We start from the raw sequence: 20,035 nt of genomic DNA on the forward strand, positions 1-20,035 counted from the left end.
CGGAAGGAATCTTCTTGCCCACGAGAGACGAAATCTGCTCGGCACTCGAGTCGTATGTGAAGCACCTGGGAAACCACGACGTGGACCAACTGGTGGCGCTCTTCGCGGATGACGCGGTGCAACACGAGCCACTCGGCGTGCGGACCTACCGCGGCCGCGACGAGATCCGCGGGTTCGACACCGAGAATGCGAAGGTGGACTTCACCGTGAGCCGCCACTCGCCGATTATCGTCACCGGCCGGTATGCCGCGATGCAGGTACGGGTGGAGCGCGAGGGGATGCCGGCGTTCCTCGCCAGCGACCTCTTCGAATTCGACGACGACTGCCGGATAATTTCGCTCAGCGTCGTGATCGACCCGCAGGCCCGAGTGTGACGGTGGGGTTGCGGAGGGCGATGCCGCCGCTGCTCGACGGTAAGGTCGTGGTCGTCTCCGGTGTCGGTGCTGGGCTGGGGCGCTCGGTGGCTGTGCGCAGCGCCATGGCCGGTGCCCGGGTCGTCCTGGCTGCGCGCACAGAGTCCCGGCTGGCGGAGGTCACCGACGAAATTCGGGAACTCGGCGGTACCGCGCTGTCTGTGCCGACAGACCTCACCGACGACGCGTCGGTGACCCATCTCGCAGAGTCGGCACTCGCGGAATTCGGTGTCGTCGACGCGGTGGTGCACAACGCGTTCGTGCAACCGCCCCACGAGCGGCTGCTCGACACCGAGTTCGAGTCGATCCGGCGGGGCATGGACATCAACCTGCTCGCGGCACTCAACCTGACCCGGAAGCTGGCGCCGGCCCTCGAGAAGTCCGAGGGCTCGGTAGTGATGATCAACTCGATGGTGCTGCGCAACCAGCTGCCGAACTTCGGGGCCTATCGGGTGATGAAGTCCGGCCTGCTCGCCCTTGCCCGCAGTCTGTCGGTGGAGCTGGGGCCGATGGGGGTGAGGGTGAACTCCGTTGCTCCCGGTTACATCTGGGCCGACCGGGTCAAGAGGATGGTCGAGAAGCAGGCCGAGCAGCGAGGGGTCGACCTGTCCGACGTCTATGACGAGATCGCGGCAGACACCGACCTGCGTCGGCTGCCCGAGCCCGACGACATCGCGGACGCCGTGGTGTTCCTCGCCTCCGATCTGGCCCGGGCGATCACCGGGCAGTGCCTGGACGTCAACTGCGGACACACCCACCACTGATCCACTCTCACAAGGACATAGGAATGACACAGGATTACGACGGCATCGGTTCCGTCGAGGACTTGCATCAGGCGGCGCGCGAAGCGACCGGATACGACGACTTCGGCAGCGACGACTACCTCGAAGGGCTGCAGGTCCTGCTCGGGTCGTTCGAACGAGAGGCCGACCTCACTCCCCACGGCAAGGTGATCGCACGCAAGATGATCCTGTCCGCGCTCACGGGCCGGCTGATCAGCGAGGCTGCGTTCGCGCGCCATCCAGAGCACGACCACGTATCGATCGAGCGCCCGATATTCGTCAGCGGAATAACCCGAACCGGCAGCACTGCACTGCAGCGGCTGCTGGGTGCGGACCCTGCGCACCAGGGCTTGGAGATGTGGCTGGCGGAGACGCCGCAGCCCCGCCCTGCTCGTGAGAAGTGGCCCGAGAACGAGGATTTTCTGCGTGCGGAAGCCTTCTACCGTGCGCGTCAGGCGAACGAGCCCGACCTGATGAAGGTGCACTTCATGGGCGCAGAGGAGGCCGAGGAGTGCTGGCGCCTGATGCAGCAGACGATGCTCTCGATCTCTTTCGAGTGCGTGTCCTACGTGCCGACCTACTCGAAGTGGCTGGGGGAGCAGGACTGGACCGCGACGTACCAGCGGTACAAGAAGAACCTGCAGTTGATCGGCATGAACGATCAGAATCGGCGTTGGGTGCTCAAGAGTCCCAGCCACGTCTTCGCGATCGACGAGATCATGAAGGTCTTCCCCGATGCTCTGTTCGTCCGCACGTTCCGCGATCCGCGCACGTCGATGGCGTCGACGTTCAGTTTGGCCGAGCAGGGTAAGCACGACATGTCGAATGCGTTCGATCGCCCGGCCATCGGACGGACCCAGCTCGACCTGTGGGCGCGCGGCAACGAGAACTTCACTCGTGCGCGGGCTCGGTACAACCCGGACCAATTCATCGACGTCGACTACCGCGACTTCGTGGCCGATCCGATCGGCACGGTCGAGTCGATCTACACCCGGTTCTCGATGCCGTTCACCGAGGACGCGCGCCGCGCGGTGGATGCGTCGCATCGGGGGAGCCTCGCCGACCATCGCCGTCCGTCTCATCGGTATTCGCTCGAGGACTTCGGTGTCACCGTCTCCGACATCGACGAGAAGTTCGCCGCCACCGCGTGAACGCTCGAAACAGCAACCAGAACAGGGGTACTCATATGAACGCCACTTGGGAAAAGTTCTGCGCAGATCTGCTCGAGGTCGGAAAGGTCCTCGAGGACGACATCGTTCCTCAGGATCCGTTGACGCAGGCCGAGGGCGTGCGCTACCTGAGCCGATTGCTGCGGTACGGCACGATCAACTGCGTCGAGTACACCGATCCGCGGTGGCCGAAGTTCACGTCGGCGCCCAACCCCAACATGATGACGAAGATCGGTGCCGACAACCCGGACAACGTCTACATGCGCGCCAACATCTCCGGAAAGTACAGCTACCGGATCATCGGCAGCCGGGGCACTGTCCCGCTCATCACCTTCGGGTCGCGCATCAATCGCTACCATATCGACGGCACCATGCTGCAGACCGGCGACCTGCACGTTCATGATCTCGAGGTCGACGAGAACGGCCGTTTCGAGTTCATCGCCAGTGTGGACAAGCCCGCCGAGGGCGCCTGGCTGCCGTTGGCGCCGGACAGCAACCTCATCTCGGTTCGCGCGACTCACCAGGACCGGCGCAACGAGGTCGTCTGTGAGCTGTCGATCGAGTGCCTCGATCCGGACGGGGATTTCGAGCCGTTGAGCCCGGAGAAGATGGGTGAGCGACTGACCGGGGCGGTCGGGATCGTGAAGGGTATGGCGGAAACCTTCCTCGAGTGGTCCCGAAGGTTCCAGCCGGAGCCCAACGAGATCTTCGATCGGGGTCAGGAACAGTTCCAGAACGCCGGTGGCGATCCGACGATCTTCTACCTGCACGGGTATTGGAAGCTTGCCGAGGACGAAGCTTGGGTCATCGAGACCGAAGTGCCGAACTGCGAGTACTACAACTTTGTGCTGCAGAACTTCTGGGTCGAGTCGCTCGACTACGACCGGACGAACGTGTACATCAACAACCACACCGCGAAACTGAATGACGACGGCACGCTGACCATCGTCGTCGCCGCGAAGGATCCCGGCTACGGAAACTGGATCGATACCGACTCGCACGCCGAGGGCACATGGGCGATGCGCTGGATCAAGGCGGATTCTCATCCGATCCCGACGTCGCGCGTCGTGAAACTGTGACAGTGTCCGCGATGAAGTGGGCACTGCCGGTGGCGATGATCGACACCGCGCACCTGCCCGCATTGGCACGTGTTGCCGACGAATGCGGCTACGACGCGATTGCGTTGCCCGACTCAGTGTTCTACCCCGAGACGGTGTCTGCCGACTACCCGTATTCACCCGACGGCAAGCGGATGTGGGCTCCGGAGACGCCGATGCCGGATCCGTTCATCGCGATGACCGCAATGGCTGCCGTCACGCAGCGCGTGCGGTTCTACACGAACGTGCTCAAGTTGCCGTTGCGCGATCCGCTGCTGACCGCGAAGCAGATCGCGACGATGGCGGTGATGTCGGAGAACCGTGTCGCCGTCGGTGTCGGGTTGTCCTGGCTACCCGAAGAATTCGTGTTCACCGGCACCGAGATGCGTACTCGCGGTGTCCGCACCGACGAGGCCGTCGCGATCATCAAGGCGGTGTGTGCGGGGGAGGGGCCGCAGTGGGTCGAATTCCATGGTGAGCACTACGAATTCGACCGCCTCATGATCAGCCCCTCACCCGGTCGGCCTGTTCCGATCTACGGCGGCGGGCACAGTGAGGCAGCACTGCGCCGTGCGGCGCGACTGGGCGACGGCTGGATCTCGGTCAATACCGATGTCGCACAGCTGACATCGGCGATCGAGCGGCTGACCGAGCTGCGTACCGAATTCGGCCGCGCCGATGTTCCGTTCGAGATCGATGTGTCCCCCACCGATGTCTCCGACATAGATGGGTACCGGCGATTGACCGACATCGGGGTCACCCGGGTGCGCGTGGCGCCCTGGCGTATGTACGGCGCCGATCCGTCCGACTCGCAGGCCCGACTCGACGCGATCCGCCGGTTCGCGGACGATGTGATCGGCGTTCAGTAGGGGCCGACGCGGGCGATGAAGGCGTCGAGATTCGACCGGACGCGCTCGATCCGGTCGTCGAGCGGGGAGTCGTCGCGGTAGAGGCGGCCCCCGCTCGGCGTCTTCTTGCGGCGAGCGTAGAGCGAGCAGTCGAGGTCGGCGCACATGTAGGTGCCGATCGTATTGCCTCGGCGCCCCGCGTCGCCTGTCTTGCGTGCGGCCATGAGATGCACCCCGCCGTTGGGGTGGGTGGTCTGGCAGATCGAGCACATCTGTGCGGGCCGCCTGCCGCCGGATTCGTGCCGCAGGGCGACACCGACGAGGCGGTCGCCCTGCTCGGTCACCACGTAGCACCGGCCGGGATACGACGGATCGGTCCAGCCGAGGAAATCGAGGTCGTCCCAGGGCAGGTTGTCGAGATCCGCGGGGACGGACAGGCGCTTGGCGTCACCCTTCGAGCAGTTGATGAACGACGATCGGATGTCTCGTTCGGTGACGGGCAGCATGCTTCTGGCTCCTTCGGCGAAGAGTGGGACGCCCGCCGAGGTTACGGACACTCGTTCGCCTGAGCAACGGATTTTCCGACGTGCGCCTCGCCGAAGTGCTCGTCGGTGAGCTTGCGGAGCAGCCGTGCAAGCTCGGCGCGTTCGGCAGTATCGAGGCGGGTGAACACCTCGGCGGCGTCGGCGTCGCGCGCTGTGTCCAGCTCGGTGAGCAGGCGTTGCCCGTCAGAAGTGAGCTGTACACACACTGCCCGGCGGTCGGCGGGATCGGGAAGTCTCTCGGTCAGCCCGCGCGATTCGAGACGGTCGACGACCTCGGTGGCGGACCGCGGCACGATGCGCAGCGACTTTGCGACGACTCCCAGCCGAACCGGCTCGTCGGCGCTCCCGATCACCCGCAGCGCCCGGTGTTCGTGCGGCGTCAGACCCCAGGGGTGAATCCTCTCGTGCCAGCGTTTCCGCAGCGTACGAGTGGTCGCCATGAGGAGGTCGCGGAGCGTCGCGGGGGAGTCCGACATGACGTTCACCATACCTCAGTTGACGGCTGCCTCTTAATGAGGCAACCTCACTAAGTACGAACGAATCATGAATCGGGGTGGTGTGCATGATGCAGCCCCCACCGGGCCAGGGCGGCGGCAGAGGCCGTGGAGCCAAGGTCGACCCGAAAGATATCGAACAGCTGAAGGAATCACCCGTCAGTCTCCGGCGCATCGGCGCCCTGTTCGCCCCCTACAGCTGGCAGATCACCGTCGTCGTCGCGCTCATCGTCGCGTCGTCGGTCATCGCGCTCGCGAATCCCTTCCTTGTCCGCGCCGTCATCGACGACGCGATCCCGCACCAGAACGTGAGCTTGCTGCTGTGGGCGGTGGGCGGCATGCTCGCCGTCACCGTGGTCGGCTCGCTGCTCGGCGTCGCCCAGACCTGGATCTCCACGACCGTCGGACAGCGGATCATGCACGATCTGCGCACCCACGTGTTCTCCCACCTGCAGCGGCAGTCACTGAGCTTCTTCACCCGCACCCGCGGCGGCGAGATCCAGTCGCGGCTGACCAACGACATCGGCGGAATGCAGTCGGTGGTGACCTCCACCGCGACATCCATCGCGTCCAACATCACCACCGTGGTCGGCACCGCCGTCGCCATGACGATCCTCAGCTGGCGGCTGGCGTTGCTGTCGCTGATCGTGCTGCCGCCGGCCATCTGGCTCACCCGCCGCGTCGCGATGATGCGACGCGCGATCACCACTCGTCAGCAGCGACGCATGGCCGACATGCAGACCCAGATCGAAGAGGGCCTGTCCGTCAGCGGTGTGCTCCTGGTCAAGACGCTCGGCACCGGTCCTGCGCTGTCCGAGAAGTTCGCCCGGGCCTCCGATGAACTCGCCGACCTCGAACTGCACGCGCAGCTCTCCGGTCGTTGGCGCATGGCCACCATGAACATCGTGTTCTCGGCGCTCCCCGCGATGCTGTACCTCGTGGCCGGATTGCCCGCGACGTCCGGTGGCATGACCATCGGTACCCTCGTTGCGTTCACCGGCCTGCAGGCAGCTCTGTTCCGGCCACTGATGAGCCTGCTCGACGTCGGAATTTCCATCGTCAGCTCGCTTGCTCTGTTCAGCCGCATCTTCGAATACCTGGACCTGGCTGTCGAGATCGACGACCCGGAGAAACCGGTCCGTCTCGATCGGCCCACGGGATCGGTCCGGTTCGAGAACGTCGACTTCCGGTACGACGGCGCGCACCGCCTCGCCCTCGACGGCATCTCCCTCGACGTACCTGCGGGCTCGCAGGTTGCGCTGGTCGGCGAGACCGGCTCGGGTAAGACCACGCTCGGATCGCTCGTCGCGCGGCTCTACGACCCGGAATCCGGGCGGGTGACCATCGACGGTGTGGACCTGCGCGACATGGCGCTGGCCGACGTCGCAGATCTCGTCGGGATGGTCTCGCAGGAGACCTACCTGCTGCACGCCACCGTGCGTGAGAATCTGCGCTACGCGAAGGAAGACGCCAGCGACGCGGAGATCGAGGACGCTGCCCGCGCCGCGCGCATCCACGATCTGATCGTGTCGCTGCCCGACGGGTACGACACCGTCGTCGGGGCCCGCGGCCACCGTTTCTCGGGAGGCGAGAAGCAGCGCCTCGCCATTGCCCGCACGTTGCTCCGCGATCCGCGGATTCTCGTGCTCGACGAAGCGACCAGCGCGCTCGACAACGAAACCGAGCGTCTGGTGCAGCAGGCGATCGACACCGCGCGACACGGACGCACCACCATCACCATCGCGCACCGGCTCTCGACGGTTCGCGACGCGGACGAGATCGTCGTCCTGGACCACGGCAGGATCGCCGAACAGGGATCTCACGACGCGCTTGTCGCGCTCGGCGGTCGGTATGCTGCGCTGGAGGCTCGCGTCGAGCAACCCGTCGCAGTGTGAGCCGCACGTCGGAACGGATCACGCTCTGAGGGTGGCACCACCGTCGACGTACAGGGTCTGCATGGTGATGTGCCGGGCACGCGGTGAGAGCAGGAACTCTATCGACTCGGCGATATCCACGGGTTCTGCGATGCGTCCCAGTGGGATACCGACCTTGAACTGCGCGAGATCACCCGCGATGGCGCCCTGCGCTCCGGTGTCGTCGTCGGGGTCGGCCCACAGCGTGCGTTGCATCGCCGTGTCGGTGGAACCGGGCGCGACGACGTTGGCGCGAATCCCGTACTGCGCGAGCTCGAGGCCGAGAATTCGCACGAGCATCGTCGCGGCTGCCTTCGAGGACCCGTACGCCCCCATGCCCATGCGGGGCACGCCCGCGGAATTCGAACCGACCACGACGATCGATCCGGACTTGCGGTCGCGCATCGCCCGCCCGACGGCTCGCAGCACGGAGAGGAGCCCGGTGACGTTGATGTCGTGGATGCGTTGCCATTCGTCCGGGTCGCAGTCGAGGACCGAGGCGACGGAGAACACGCCTGCGACGTGGGCGAGGCCCTCGATCGGGCCGTGGGTGCCCTCGATGTGGGCGATCACAGTGTCCACGGCGTCGCGGTCGCGGATATCGAGTTGATACGAGGGCGCAGGATCGTCCAGCATCGCTGCTGTCTCGCGCACTCCGTCGAGATCGCGATCGGCGAGGACGAGGCGATGCCCCGAGGCCGCGAGCGTCAGGGCGGTCGCCCGCCCGATGCCCTGGGCCGCGCCGACGACGAGAGTGACCGGCCGGGTCATCGGCGAACTCCGAAGGCATCGAGCACTGTTCCGAATTTCACTGTGGTCTCGGCTAATTCGTCGGACGGATCGGAGTCGGCGACGATGCCTCCGCCTGCGTGAGCGGTCAGTGTCGTGCGGTCGGGGTGGAGGACGGCGCACCGGATGGTGACCATCCACTCGCCGTCGCCGTTCTCGTCGCACCAGCCGAGTGCGCCGGCGTAGAATCCCCGGTCGCCTTCGAGTTCCTGGATCACCTCGCGTGCCAGGCCGGTCGGGGTGCCGCAGATCGCGGGCGTCGGATGGACGGCGAGCGCAAGGTCGAGCGCGGTGAGGGAACGGTCGCGCAGCCGACCGGATACGGGCGTGCCGAGATGCCACAACTGCCGAGTGTTCGTGAGGGACGGGCTATCCGGAATGTCGAGCTCCGAGCACAGCGGCTCGAGTGAGGCCCGCAGTGAATCGATGACGTGGGCGTGCTCGCGCAGATTCTTCGCGGAGGCCCGAAGCGTCTCGCCGGTGGCGCGGTCGACGTCGGGGTCCGAACTGCGGGGCGCAGAGCCGGCGAGCGGGTGGGCCGTGACGAGGTCGCCCCGGCGCCGGACGAGTACCTCGGGGCTTGCACCTACCAGGTGACACCGGGACCACTGCGTACCGGCCGCGCTGAGATCGACGGCGAATCCGTTGCCGACGGTGTCGCGGGAAATCAGAGCGGCAAGAAGCATTTCGGGAGCGAGGCGGCTCTCGGACTCGAGCGTGAGAGCGCGGGCGAGAACGACTTTCTCCAGCGCGTGGTCGTCGGCGCGGAGCAGTCCCAGCGCCGTGGTCACGCGGTCGACGTGTTCATCCTCGTCGGGGGTGACACCGGTGAGCCGAATAGTCGGTAGCGCAGGAGTTTCCGTCGTGTAGGAGGTGGCGATGTGGTCGAGGGCCTCGGGGACGGTCAGCGCTGCGGGGTGGTCGGGGGCGAAGGGCAGGGCGCCGGCCACCGCGCGGATCCGGCCGGCGCGCAGTGCGGATGCGGCGTCGAGGGCGGAATCGAAGCGGTCGTGAACACCGTGGGCGAGCACGGTGCCGTGAGGGCGGGACAGCACGAATGGGGGTGGTGCGGTCCGTGCTGCCCGGTCGGTTGCGGTAGCGGCGGCGACCGGTGCCTGCATGCTCACACCTTTCGGTTGCGGCTGGTCGGCCGCGGCGGCTGCGCGCGACCGGTGACGAAGATATACGGATAGCCTTACCTTTGCTAGCGCTACGGGTCGTGTCGTGCGGCAGCCTGGATCCGAGGTGGCCGAAATTTCGGTCGAAACAGGGTGAACCGGGCGCTTGGCCTCGTCGTCGATGTCGGTTAGCCTAACCAATTGTGACCGGGGCGACGTGCCGCGGCGTAGTGACATGTGGGAGACACACGATGCGGGTTCTGGAACGGAGCCGGGGGCGCGCCGCCGTAGTGCTCGGCGCGGCGGCCTTGTTGGCTGTCGGACTGGTCGGATGCTCGAGCGACGGTGACAGCGACACTGCAGATGGGGGTGCCGGCACCTCGGCATCCTCGGAGACGCGGACATTCGAGGCGCAGAACGGTTCCATCGAGATCCCGGCCGACCCGCAGCGCATCGTCGCCTGTGGCTACGCGGTGCTCCCTCTGATCCAGTCGAACGCCAACCTTGCTGCTGTGTGCGAGTGGGCACGTGAGACCGAGAACATGGACGAGGAAACCCTCGCCGCATACGAGGAGCTGCCGAAGGTCGCTCCCGACATGTCGGTCGCCGACCTGAACTACGAGGCCGTCACCATGGCCGAGCCCGACCTCATCATCATGGGTGTTCCGGCGATGGTCCAAGAGCAGCTCGACATGGCCACACTGGAAACGCTTGCGCCGGTGGTGTTCCTCGGCCCCAGTATTCCGGGTGAATGGCGTGAACTCGGCGAACAGTTCGCCGATGCAGCCAACGTGAGCGATTCGTACGGTGAGTTCAAGGACGAGTACGACGCGCGCGCTGCGGAACTCGCCGAGAAATACGCCGGTACTCTCGGCAGCCTGAAGTTCGCGGGTGTGTGCAGTGAATGTGGCACGAACCCCGGCGAATACATGCGCGAATACAAGTCGTCCTACACCACGAACCTGTTCGACGACCTCGGCTTCGACTTCCCCGGCACGCCGGCCGACCCCGCAATCACTCACGGCGAGTACCTCTCGTTCGAGCAGCTGCCGGAGAACCTCGGTGACGCGGACGTGATCGTCTACGGCATCGAAGCGGACGGATCAGTCACTCCGGCCTTGCAGGAACTGTTCGATTCACCGCTGTGGAAGGAACTGCCCGCAGTGAAGGCGGGTAACCTCGTCGCCGTCGAGCACGCCAACGCGGCGACCTACCAAACCGCTCTCCTCGCACTCGATTCCATCGATGCGGCACTCGAGAAGCTGCCCGCCAACCAGTCGCAGCAGTAGTACTTCGTTGCGGGTGTGGCCCCGCGGCAACGCACGCCTGAACGGCCCCCGGCCCCCGGGGGCCGTTTGCGTGCCTGAACGAGCCGGTCATGCCTCAGGGGCGCAGAGCGTTCTTCGTGGTGCGTGCCCAAGACTCGATCGCAGAGTAGCTGTCGCCGACGCCCTGTGTGTAGGCCACGAGGGCCCCGTACAGGTGCGCTCCTTCGGTTGCCAGCTCGATCGTGCTGACCCAGTGGGAGGCACGCGCCATGACGGCGGCGGAGATGTCGAGGCGATCGCGGGTCTCCCGTGATACCGAGGTGAACGAGTCGTCCGCGATCATGAACGTCTCCGTCACCCCGCGCCAGTAGTACTCCGCGTCCATCGCTGCGCGCAATGATTCGTAGTCCGTCGTCTCCTGCATCGCCGTCGCATGCCGGAGCTGGCTCGACGCGTGGCCGGACGAGCCGAGCGGGATGTACGTGATGTCGTCGATGGATCTGTTGTCGCCGCGTCTGGTCCTCACCGCAGAGATGGTGCCTGATTGCGAGGCAGAACGGAACACGCGGTTCCAGAACGGTCGCGCACCCGGTCGGTGAGTGTGGGCAAGTCCCTGGTGATGGTGCGATTCGACATCGGACTCGTCGTCAGCGCGATCACGGTCGGTGGTGTTGCCGTACCCGGTCTCGGGCAGGCCACGCCGCCGATATCCGATCGCCGGAGTGGACCTGTGGTCGGACTCTGCATCGTGCCGCGACCACTTACGCATGGCCAGTTCGGTTTTCGTCTCGGCCGGTACCTACCCGAATTTCGATGAAGAGGGAGCGGCTCATCCTGATTCGTCATGCCCCGCCGCATCAGGTGAACCTGACCGAATTCAGGTGCGCTGGGTTTCTCTGCCGGGACGGTTCGGAATCGACGCTACACAGACGGCGAGCGCGAGCGCGCACACCAGAACGGCCGTGAACACGGGAGAGACGGACGCGGCGAGCTGCTCTGCGCCGGGTGCGGAGCCCTCGATCGCGCCGGAGCGAGCCAGCGCGGCGTTCGCGAGAGCGCCGAACACGGCAACGCCCACAGCACTGCCGATCGAACGGGCGAAGGCGTTCGCGCCGGTGACGACGCCGCGCTCATTCCATTTCACGCTGGACTGGGCTGCGATGAGTGATGGACTCGCGATCAGACCCATGCCCAGGCCGATGACGACACAGCAGCCCGCGACCTGCCACGGTGCCGAATCCGGACCCGTCTGTGTCAGGAGGGTGGTACCGGTAAGGAGCGGGACCGCACCGATGAGGCCTGTGGTGCGGAATCCGAGACGCAGGTACAGGCGTCCCGACTGCGCGGCTGCTATCGGCCAGCCGAGCGTCATCGCGGCAAGTGTGAACCCGGCGACCAGAGCGGTGGTGCCCAGCGAACCCTGTACGAACGACGGCACGTACGACGTCAGGCCCAACACCACTGCGCCGACCAGGCACGACACCGCGCTGGTGGTGATCAGAACCCGGCGGGTCAGCACCCACACCGGCAGGATCGGCTCGGGCACCCGCGTCTCGATCACGACGAACGACACGAGCAGGACCGCACCGGCCGTGAAGATCGCAATGCTCGTCGTCGACGCCCATGCCCACGACTGCCCGCCCTCGAGTAGCCCGAGGATCACCAGCGCCGCTCCGACGGCCAGCGTGGTGGCGCCTGCCCAGTCCACGGAGCGTCGCGGTCCATCGGGTTTCGACTCGTGGAAACTGCGCACGAGCACCCACGCCGCGACCGCACACAGCGGCACGTTCACCCAGAAGATCCACCGCCACGACAGAAAATCGGAGAACACTCCACCGACCGTGGGGCCGACGATCGACGACATTCCCCACACGCTGGCCAGGTAACCCTGGGCCTTTGCGCGCTCCGCCACCGTATAGATGTCACCCGCGATGGTCTGCGCCATCGGTAGCACCGCGCCCGCCCCGATCCCCTGCAAGGCGCGGAAGGCGATCAGCGCAGGCATGCTCCACGCCACCGCGCACAGCACCGAACCTGCAGCGAACACACCGATACCGAACAACAGGACCGGTGTGCGCCCGAAGATATCGGACAGCTTCCCGTACACGGGTACGAGGACGGCCTGAGCGAGCAGATAACTCGAGAACAGCCACGGGAACTGGGTGAATCCGCCCAGGTCGTCGACGATCGTGGGTACCGCGGTTGCCAGGATCGTGCTTTCGAGTGCCACCAGCGCGGTGGCGAGCATCAGAGCGATCAGGATCGGCCCTCGCTCCGACCGGAAGCCGACGTCCACACGGTCCGACACGGCCATCACACCTTCCTTTGTTCTGCCGCGTCGTCGTCCGGGGGAGCGATCTTCGTGGCCTCTTCTCGCAATTGTGGTCGATGGGACATACGCCACGGCGTGCGGTACGAGTCGGTGTCGACCACTAGGGTGTCATCGTGCGTCCTTCACTCGAGTCCTACTCACACCTGGCAGGCGGCAAGGTCCGCGACCTCTACATCGTCGACGACGAGCACCTGCTGCTCGTAGCCAGCGACCGGATCTCGGCCTACGACCACATCCTGGAGACCTCGATCCCCGACAAGGGTCGCGTCCTCACCGCGATGAGCGTGTTCTTCTTCGACCTTCTCGACGCGAACAATCACCTCGCAGGCGAGCCCGACGACGAGCGGATTCCCGCCGAGGTTCTCGGACGCGCGCTGATCGTCAAGCGTCTCGAGATGGTGCCGGTGGAGTGCGTGGCCCGCGGATACCTCACCGGGTCCGGTCTCGCCGACTACAACGCCACCGGATCGGTATGCGGCGTCGAACTACCTGAGGGGCTGGTCGAGGCATCCAGGCTTCCCGAACCGATCTTCACGCCCGCGACGAAGGCCGACCTCGGCGATCACGACGAGAACGTCAGCTTCGAACAGGTCGCAGAGAAGATCGGACTGAACCTGGCGATGCAGCTGCGCCAGGACACCCTGGACATCTACGACCGCGCCTCGATCTATGCCTACGAGCGCGGCATCATGCTCGCCGACACCAAGTTCGAGTTCGGTCTCGACAAAGCAGGCAATCTCGTGCTGGCCGACGAGGTGCTCACCCCCGATTCGTCCCGGTACTGGGATCTGGCCGAGTACGAGGTGGGCAAAGTTCAGCCGAGCTTCGACAAGCAGATCGTCCGTAACTGGCTCACCAGTGACGAATCCGGATGGGATCGCGCATCGGACACGCCGCCCCCCGCACTGCCGCAGCACATCGTCGACAAGACCCGTGCGCGCTACATCGAGGCCTACGAACGCATTTCCGGACTGTCCTTCGACGATTGGATCGGCTGACCACGATGACCTCCCCGACCCCGCCCGTTGCCGCGAAAGTTCCGCAAGAGCGCACCCATCACGGTCACACGTTCGTCGACGACTACGAGTGGCTGCGCGACAAGGACAACCCCGAGGTGATCGCGTACCTCGAAGCCGAGAACGCGTACACCTCGGCGCAGACCGCGCATCTGGCACCGGTGCGGGAGTCGATCTTCGAGGAGATCAAGTCGCGGACACAGGAGACCGACATGTCGGTCCCCACCCGCATGGGCGAGTGGTGGTACTACGCCCGCACGGTCGAGGGCAAGCAGTACGGAATCCAGTGCCGGTGCCCCATCACCGACCCGGACGACTGGACGCCGCCGGAGGTCGCAGCGGGCACCGAACTGCCCGGCGAACAGGTGCTGCTCGACGGCAACGTGGAGTCCGAGGGGCACGACTTCTTCTCGGTCGGCGCGTTCTCGCTCAGCCATGACGGCACGCTGCTCGCGTACTCGACCGATGTGGTGGGCGACGAGCGGTACACGCTCAAATTCAAGGACCTCACCACCGGCGAACTCCTCCCCGACGAGATCCCCGGCACCGCGCCCGGCGCCACGTGGGCACTCGACCACAGTCACATCTTCTATCAGACGGTCGACGAGTCCTGGCGCCCCGACACCGTGTGGCGGCATCGGCTCGGAACCGCCGTCGACGATGATGTGAAAGTCTTCCACGAGCCCGACGAGCGGTACTGGGTGTCGATCGGCGCCACGCGCAGCGAGAAGTACCTCATGATCTGGGTGGGATCGAAGATCACCACCGAGGGCTGGGTTCTCGAATCCGACAATCCCACAGGTCAGTTCCGCGTACTGCTGCCGCGACGTGAAGGTGTCGAGTACGGCGCCGAGCATGCCGTCGTCGGAGGCCAGGATCGGTTCCTGGTGCTGCACAACGACGTCGACCCCCGCACCGGCGAGAAGGCGGAGAACTTCGTCCTCGCGGAAGCCCCCGTCGACGACCCCTCGGCGCTGCGCACGCTGATCGAGCACCGCAAGGACGTGCGGCTCGAAGATGTCGAGGCGTTCGAAGGACACATCGTGCTGAGTTACCGCCGCGAAGCGCTCACCCGGCTCGCGGTATGGCCGCTCAACGCCGACGGATACGGCGACCTCCACGAACTCGAATTCGACGAAGAACTGTTCGCCGTCGGTCCGGGCGGAAACCCCGAGTGGAAGCAGCCGTTGCTCCGACTCGGATTCACCTCGTTCATCACTCCGACCCGTGTCTACGAGTACGCCGTGGGCACAGGGGAGTTGTTGCTACGCAAGTCGCAGCCCGTGCTCGGCGACTTCGATCCGTCGCGCTACGAACAGCGACGTGAGTGGGCGACGGCCGACGACGGAACGAAGATCCCGATCTCGATCGTCGCGAAGAAGGGCACACCCGCGAACGCTCCGGCCCTGCTGTACGGGTACGGCTCGTACGAGGCCAGCATCGACCCGGGGTTCTCGGTCGCGCGACTGTCGCTGCTCGACCGCGGCATGGTCTTCGCGGTCGCGCATGTGCGCGGCGGCGGCGAGATGGGCAGGCACTGGTACGAGCACGGTAAGTCGCTCACCAAGAAGAACACCTTCACCGATTTCGTCGCGTGCGCGCGACATCTCGTCGACACGGGTGTCACGAGCCCCGATCGGCTCGTCGCGGACGGCGGCAGTGCGGGCGGATTGCTGATGGGTGCGGTCGCAAACATCGCACCCGAGCTCTTCGAGGGCATCCTCGCGAATGTGCCCTTCGTCGATCCGCTGACCTCGATCCTCGATCCGTCACTGCCGCTGACGGTGATCGAATGGGACGAGTGGGGCAACCCTCTCGCGAATCCTGAGGTGTACGAGTACATGCGCTCGTACAGCCCGTATGAGAACGTCGAAGCGAAGGATTACCCGGCGATCCTCGCGATCACGAGCATCAACGACACCCGCGTGCTGTACGTCGAACCCGCCAAGTGGGTCGCGAAGCTGCGCGCGACGAAGACGGGCGAGTCGCCGTTGCTGCTCAAGACCGAGATGAGCGCCGGCCACGGTGGTGTGTCGGGCCGGTACGAGAAGTGGCGTGAGGTCGCATTCGAGTTCGCATGGGTGCTCGATACCTCCGGCGCCCTTCGCGCGTGAGGAGGTTCCTGCGACCGAGCTGCAGGTGACACCGTTTCGGTAGAACACCGACTAGGCACCCACGATGCCCTCCGGATGTACGCCCTCCAAGGCGCGCACCCGGAGGGCATCGTCCGTTCTCCGGCCGCTCGACGTGCCGCGCCGGACCTACCTCTGTACCGATCGACCTTAGGTAGGTTAGGCTCCCATTACTGATACCGGTCGAGGGGAGGGTTGTGTCTACAGGGCGTGTCCAGGTTCTGCACGTGAGTCCCGGTTCATGTTGTGCCGGTGAAATATTCGTGCACAGAGACGCCCGTGTATCCGCACTCCACCCACGACGAACCCGCTTCTGCGCGCGCACGAAGACTGGGGTCAGGCCACCCGCAGCGCTGTGCGCTGCGCAGGCTCGACGTATCGACCGACGCTGACTGACATACCGACCGCTCGGAGCCGCCGCGACTCGATGGCTCCGTCATGGGCCAGGAGAGCCGAGTACATGCGACTACCAGTCTTCTTCGAAGCGCCTGCGTCACCGCTGCGCACCGAACACATAGAGGTCACGGAATCCACGACTCCGCGGGAGCTGACGCTGCGAACGATGTTCGCTGCGAAGAGGTACACGGTCCCCGGTGGCCTCCTGCTGATCGTCCATCAGCTGTGCGGAGCTCTCGTTCCGGTCATCATGGGTGTGGCCATCGACCGTGCGATCAGCCCGAACGACGCGGGTCAGTTGGTGCTGTGGGTTGCCGTGCTCGCCGTCGACTTCGCGCTCGTGTCGTTCACTTTCCGGTTCGGATCCCGCGTCGGATTTCTCGGCATGCAATCGATCCAGCACCAGGTGCGCACGAGGATCACCGACCGGATCCTCGACGCACGAGGTATGGGCGGCCCCCGGCGCCAGCCCGGAATGCTGTTGAGCATTGCGACATCCGACGCACGGCAGCTCGCCATGGCCGTCGCGATCGTCATCTATCCTCTCGGTGAATTCGCTGCTGTGGTCTTCTCGGCATTGATTCTGCTCTTCATCTCGTGGCCGCTCGGACTCGCAATCCTGGTGGCAGCGCCGCTGATGCTGTGGGTCATGGACCGTGCAGGTTCGCCGTTGCGCAGACGGAGCATGCAGGAACAGCAGGTGGCAGGGGAAGCTGCCGGCACCGCCGCGGATCTCGTGGGCGGCTTCAGGATCGTCAAGGGCCTTGGCGCGGAACACGAGGCAGGACGCCGATACCTGGATGCCAGCGAACGCGCGCTGCAGGGCACCCTCAAGGCGAACGTCGCGCGCGGGGGCTACCTGGGGTCGATGGAGATCGTCACCGGACTGTTCATCGCCGGAGTCGCGATCGCTGCCGGAGTGATGGCGGTCGGCGGTGAGCTCACCATCGGCCAACTCATCACCGTGGTGGCAGTGACCCAGTTCGTGATGGGCCCCCTCCAGGCGTTCGCAGCGAACTTCGGTGCCATCTGGGCTCAGGCATTGGCCTCGGCGGAACGCGTACTGATGGTGCTGCAGGCGCCGTACTCGAACGAAGACACTGCTGCCGCGCGTGCTCCGCACGGCTTCGAACTGCGATTCGACGGCGTGACGTGCGGTACCGCGACCGAGATCGATCGCCGTATCTCCGAAGGGGAGTTCATCGCCGTCGACACGGATGCGGCCACCACCTCCGCGTTCGCCGACGTACTTACCGGACTGGTGAATCCGGACGCCGGGGTGATTACCGTCGGCGGAGTGGACGTCCGCGACCTGCCCCATGACTCTCGCGCAAGGACCCTGCTGGTCGCCCCGCACGAAAGCGATCTCTTCGAGGGAACGATCGGCGAGAACATCGCCGCAACGGACGATGTCACCGACGACGCCGTGGCCCGCGCCGTATTTGCAGCGGCCTGCGACGATGTGGTGGCGGCGCTTCCCGACGGCCTGACTACCGATGTCGGAGAGGCCGGACGACTGCTGTCGGGTGGGCAGCGTCAGCGTGTGTCGCTGGCACGGGCCCTCGCAGCGAACCCGGACATCCTCGTCCTGCTCGACCCGACAACTGCCGTCGACTCGGTGACGGAAGCGACCGTCGCCGAGCGTATCGCGGTTGCACGGGCCGGAAAGACCACTGTCATGTTCACCTCGTCGCCGGCGTTGTTGGCGGCAGCATCGAGCGTGTGGCGTATCGACGCTGCCGCAGACGAGGCAGCCGAACCGCACACCGCCGCCGAGATGGTGGGAAGCGATATCGATTCGACGCTGATGGAGCCTTCGCGATGACCACCCAGTCGATTTCCGAATCAGCGAAATTCCCGATCGCCGACGCGCGATCGGTGTGGCACGAGGTTCGTCGTGCGCTGCAGGGGCAGCACCTCCGCCTGGTTGCAGTCGTGGCGACCATGGTCGCCGGAGCTGCGCTCGGTCTCGTTCCGCCGTGGGCACTCGGCCGCATGGTCGATGCCGTCATCGACGGAAGCGGTACAGGGCGGATCTGGCTGCTCGGTGCCGCCATGATCGGCGCGGCGCTTGCGTTCGCCGGATTCACCGCGCTCGGAGTCATCCTGTCGTCCAGGCTTTTCGAGACAATTCTGGCGAGACTGCGCGAGCGAATGTTCACGACTAGTCTCTCGTTGCCGCTCGAACGTGTCGAGGCGGCAGGCAGCGGTGATCTCGTATCGCGAGCCACGGATGATGTCGAAGAGGTGTCCCGAGCGATCAGCACGGTGATGCCTGCACTGTCGACATCGTTGTTCACGGTGCTGCTCACCGCAGTGGGGCTGACCGCCCTGGACTGGCGGTTCCTCGCAGTGCTCGTGGTGGCCCTCCCGATCTACGTGCTCGCGGTCCGCTGGTATCTGAGCCAGGCGCCGGCGATCTACGCGGCCGAGCGGGCCGCGATGGGGCTTCGAGCACAACAGGTGCTGGGCGGGGTGCGCGGACTGCGCACGGTTCACGCGTACGACCTGTCACCCAGACTGGCAGACCGCATCGGATCACACTCGTGGGAAGTCGTCCGCTGGTCGATGCGCGCCCGCATCGTGCAGAACCGGTTCTACGGCCGGCTCAACACCGGCCAGTTCATTGTCATGGCAGGCCTTCTCGTGGCCGGATTTCTCCTGGTGGGCGCCGATGCACTCACCGTGGGAGCCACGACGACGGCAATGCTGCTCTTCCTCAGGCTGTTCGCCCCGATCGACGACCTTCTCCTCGTCATCGACGAGTTGCAGTCGGCACTCGCATCGCTCGCACGAATCGTCGGTGTGATCGAGGTCCGTACGGCGAAGGAGAGCGAGGGACAGGACGGTGACGACCGGGCTGCCGAATCCCGTACGCCTCGGCTTCCGTCGCGCGGTGCGCTCGCAGTGCGGAACGTGACGTTCGGCTACACACCCGGACGAGAGATCATCCGCGGTATCGATCTCGATGTCGCACCCGGCGAAACCGTTGCGGTCGTTGGGCCTTCGGGAGCCGGGAAGTCGACACTGGCGGCACTGCTCGCCGGGGTCCGGACGCCCGACTCCGGCGCCATCCGGTTCGGTGGCGTCGACATCCTGGATGTACCGGAGTCCGAGCGCGCGCAGCGGATCACGCTGGTCACACAGGAAGTGCATGTCTTCGCCGGATCGTTGCGCGATGATCTGGCTCTGGCGAACCCGAACGCCGACGACGTTGCCATGGAGGCGGCGTTGCGGACCGTGCTCGCCGGCGACTGGTTCGACCTGCTTCCCGACGGACTCGACACGGTCGTAGGGGACGCCGGCCATCAGCTCACACCCATGCAGGCCCAGCAGCTCGCATTGGCTCGGCTGGTGCTTGCAGACCCGCCGATGGTGATTCTCGACGAGGCCACCGCGGATGCCGGGAGCGCCGGTGCCTCGCTGCTCGAGCGTGCGGCCCGTGCGGCGTTGGCCGGGCGCAGTGCACTCGTCGTTGCGCACCGCCTGGGGCAGACTCGGGATGCGGACCGAATTCTCTTGGTGGACAATGGGAAAGTTGTGGAATCGGGCAGCCATGAGCAGTTGATTGCACGTGGCGGCCGCTACTGCGAACTGTGGGATGCATGGAGCATGCATCGGCAGTGACCGTGAACGCGAATATGGAGAAGCGGGCCGGCGAGCACTTTCCCGCTGCAGACCGATCCGAGAGGGACCTGATGGCACAACCGAAGCTATCCGTCG

At 65.6% G+C, this 20,035-nt stretch carries 17 protein-coding genes; 11 read left to right on the forward strand and 6 right to left on the reverse strand.

What is annotated here, in order from left to right; genetic code table 11:
• Positions 1 to 14 precede the first annotated feature (14 nt).
• The 5 genes from ACTDXD_RS15065 to ACTDXD_RS15085 are packed head-to-tail and all read left to right on the forward strand — an operon-like array spanning position 15 to position 4,330.
• Positions 15 to 374 carry a nuclear transport factor 2 family protein gene (locus ACTDXD_RS15065; protein ID WP_440123136.1) on the forward strand — a complete coding sequence of 120 codons (360 nt, stop codon included), beginning with the start codon at positions 15 to 17 and terminating at the stop codon, positions 372 to 374.
• A gap of 20 nt (positions 375 to 394) precedes the next feature.
• Positions 395 to 1,177, forward strand: coding sequence for an SDR family oxidoreductase (locus tag ACTDXD_RS15070; RefSeq protein ID WP_440123137.1), 783 nt, complete (start codon positions 395 to 397; stop codon positions 1,175 to 1,177).
• 23 nt (positions 1,178 to 1,200) lie between these two features.
• A complete protein-coding gene (locus ACTDXD_RS15075) occupies positions 1,201 to 2,346 on the forward strand; it encodes a sulfotransferase family protein (RefSeq protein ID WP_440123138.1) in 1,146 nt (381 codons plus the stop codon).
• A 35-nt stretch (positions 2,347 to 2,381) separates the two neighbouring features.
• Positions 2,382 to 3,443, forward strand: a complete 1,062-nt coding sequence (locus tag ACTDXD_RS15080; RefSeq protein WP_440123139.1) for a DUF1214 domain-containing protein — start codon at positions 2,382 to 2,384, stop codon at positions 3,441 to 3,443.
• Between the two features lie 11 nt (positions 3,444 to 3,454).
• Entirely contained in the window at positions 3,455 to 4,330 is an 876-nt protein-coding gene (locus tag ACTDXD_RS15085) for a TIGR03619 family F420-dependent LLM class oxidoreductase (protein ID WP_440123140.1), read from the forward strand.
• Here the strand turns inward: ACTDXD_RS15085 and ACTDXD_RS15090 are convergent.
• Both ACTDXD_RS15090 and ACTDXD_RS15095 read right to left on the reverse strand, forming a co-directional pair.
• Positions 4,324 to 4,815, reverse strand: coding sequence for an FBP domain-containing protein (locus ACTDXD_RS15090; protein ID WP_440123141.1), 492 nt, complete (start codon positions 4,813 to 4,815; stop codon positions 4,324 to 4,326). The two genes, ACTDXD_RS15085 and ACTDXD_RS15090, sit on opposite strands and share 7 nt — an antisense overlap.
• A gap of 41 nt (positions 4,816 to 4,856) precedes the next feature.
• Positions 4,857 to 5,330, reverse strand: a complete 474-nt coding sequence (locus tag ACTDXD_RS15095; protein WP_440123142.1) for a MarR family winged helix-turn-helix transcriptional regulator — start codon at positions 5,328 to 5,330, stop codon at positions 4,857 to 4,859.
• An 86-nt stretch (positions 5,331 to 5,416) separates the two neighbouring features.
• On the opposite strand from ACTDXD_RS15095, the gene ACTDXD_RS15100 reads away from it, so the two are divergent.
• Positions 5,417 to 7,243 carry an ABC transporter ATP-binding protein gene (locus tag ACTDXD_RS15100; RefSeq protein WP_440123143.1) on the forward strand — a complete coding sequence of 609 codons (1,827 nt, stop codon included), beginning with the start codon at positions 5,417 to 5,419 and terminating at the stop codon, positions 7,241 to 7,243.
• Between the two features lie 18 nt (positions 7,244 to 7,261).
• On the opposite strand, the gene ACTDXD_RS15105 is transcribed toward ACTDXD_RS15100, so the two are convergent.
• Positions 7,262 to 8,032: an SDR family oxidoreductase gene (locus tag ACTDXD_RS15105; protein WP_440123144.1), complete on the reverse strand. Its 771-nt coding sequence runs from the start codon at positions 8,030 to 8,032 to the stop codon at positions 7,262 to 7,264.
• Positions 8,029 to 9,171, reverse strand: coding sequence for an isochorismate synthase (locus ACTDXD_RS15110; RefSeq protein WP_440123145.1), 1,143 nt, complete (start codon positions 9,169 to 9,171; stop codon positions 8,029 to 8,031). The genes ACTDXD_RS15105 and ACTDXD_RS15110 overlap by 4 nt, the downstream gene beginning before the upstream one ends.
• Before the next feature lie 248 nt (positions 9,172 to 9,419).
• Between ACTDXD_RS15110 and ACTDXD_RS15115 the strand changes: the two genes are divergently transcribed.
• Positions 9,420 to 10,457 carry an ABC transporter substrate-binding protein gene (locus tag ACTDXD_RS15115; protein WP_440123146.1) on the forward strand — a complete coding sequence of 346 codons (1,038 nt, stop codon included), beginning with the start codon at positions 9,420 to 9,422 and terminating at the stop codon, positions 10,455 to 10,457.
• A gap of 94 nt (positions 10,458 to 10,551) precedes the next feature.
• On the opposite strand, the gene ACTDXD_RS15120 is transcribed toward ACTDXD_RS15115, so the two are convergent.
• Entirely contained in the window at positions 10,552 to 11,205 is a 654-nt protein-coding gene (locus ACTDXD_RS15120; RefSeq protein WP_440123147.1) for a hypothetical protein, read from the reverse strand.
• A 108-nt stretch (positions 11,206 to 11,313) separates the two neighbouring features.
• Entirely contained in the window at positions 11,314 to 12,750 is a 1,437-nt protein-coding gene (locus ACTDXD_RS15125; protein ID WP_440123148.1) for an MDR family MFS transporter, read from the reverse strand.
• Positions 12,751 to 12,881: 131 nt separating this feature from the next.
• Between ACTDXD_RS15125 and ACTDXD_RS15130 the strand changes: the two genes are divergently transcribed.
• The 4 genes from ACTDXD_RS15130 to ACTDXD_RS15145 all read left to right on the forward strand — a co-directional run bounded on the left by ACTDXD_RS15130 (position 12,882) and on the right by ACTDXD_RS15145 (position 19,939).
• Entirely contained in the window at positions 12,882 to 13,766 is an 885-nt protein-coding gene (locus tag ACTDXD_RS15130) for a phosphoribosylaminoimidazolesuccinocarboxamide synthase (RefSeq protein WP_169688262.1), read from the forward strand.
• A gap of 5 nt (positions 13,767 to 13,771) precedes the next feature.
• A complete protein-coding gene (locus tag ACTDXD_RS15135) occupies positions 13,772 to 15,898 on the forward strand; it encodes a S9 family peptidase (protein ID WP_440123149.1) in 2,127 nt (708 codons plus the stop codon).
• Positions 15,899 to 16,376: 478 nt separating this feature from the next.
• Positions 16,377 to 18,137, forward strand: a complete 1,761-nt coding sequence (locus ACTDXD_RS15140) for an ABC transporter ATP-binding protein (RefSeq protein WP_440123150.1) — start codon at positions 16,377 to 16,379, stop codon at positions 18,135 to 18,137.
• Positions 18,134 to 19,939, forward strand: coding sequence for an ABC transporter ATP-binding protein (locus ACTDXD_RS15145; protein ID WP_440123151.1), 1,806 nt, complete (start codon positions 18,134 to 18,136; stop codon positions 19,937 to 19,939). Before ACTDXD_RS15140 ends, ACTDXD_RS15145 begins: the two co-directional genes overlap by 4 nt.
• The last annotated feature ends 96 nt before the right edge of the window (positions 19,940 to 20,035 follow it).

The sequence above is a fragment of the Rhodococcus sp. SJ-3 genome (assembly GCF_051918125.1).
In the GTDB taxonomy this organism is placed as follows: domain Bacteria; phylum Actinomycetota; class Actinomycetes; order Mycobacteriales; family Mycobacteriaceae; genus Rhodococcus.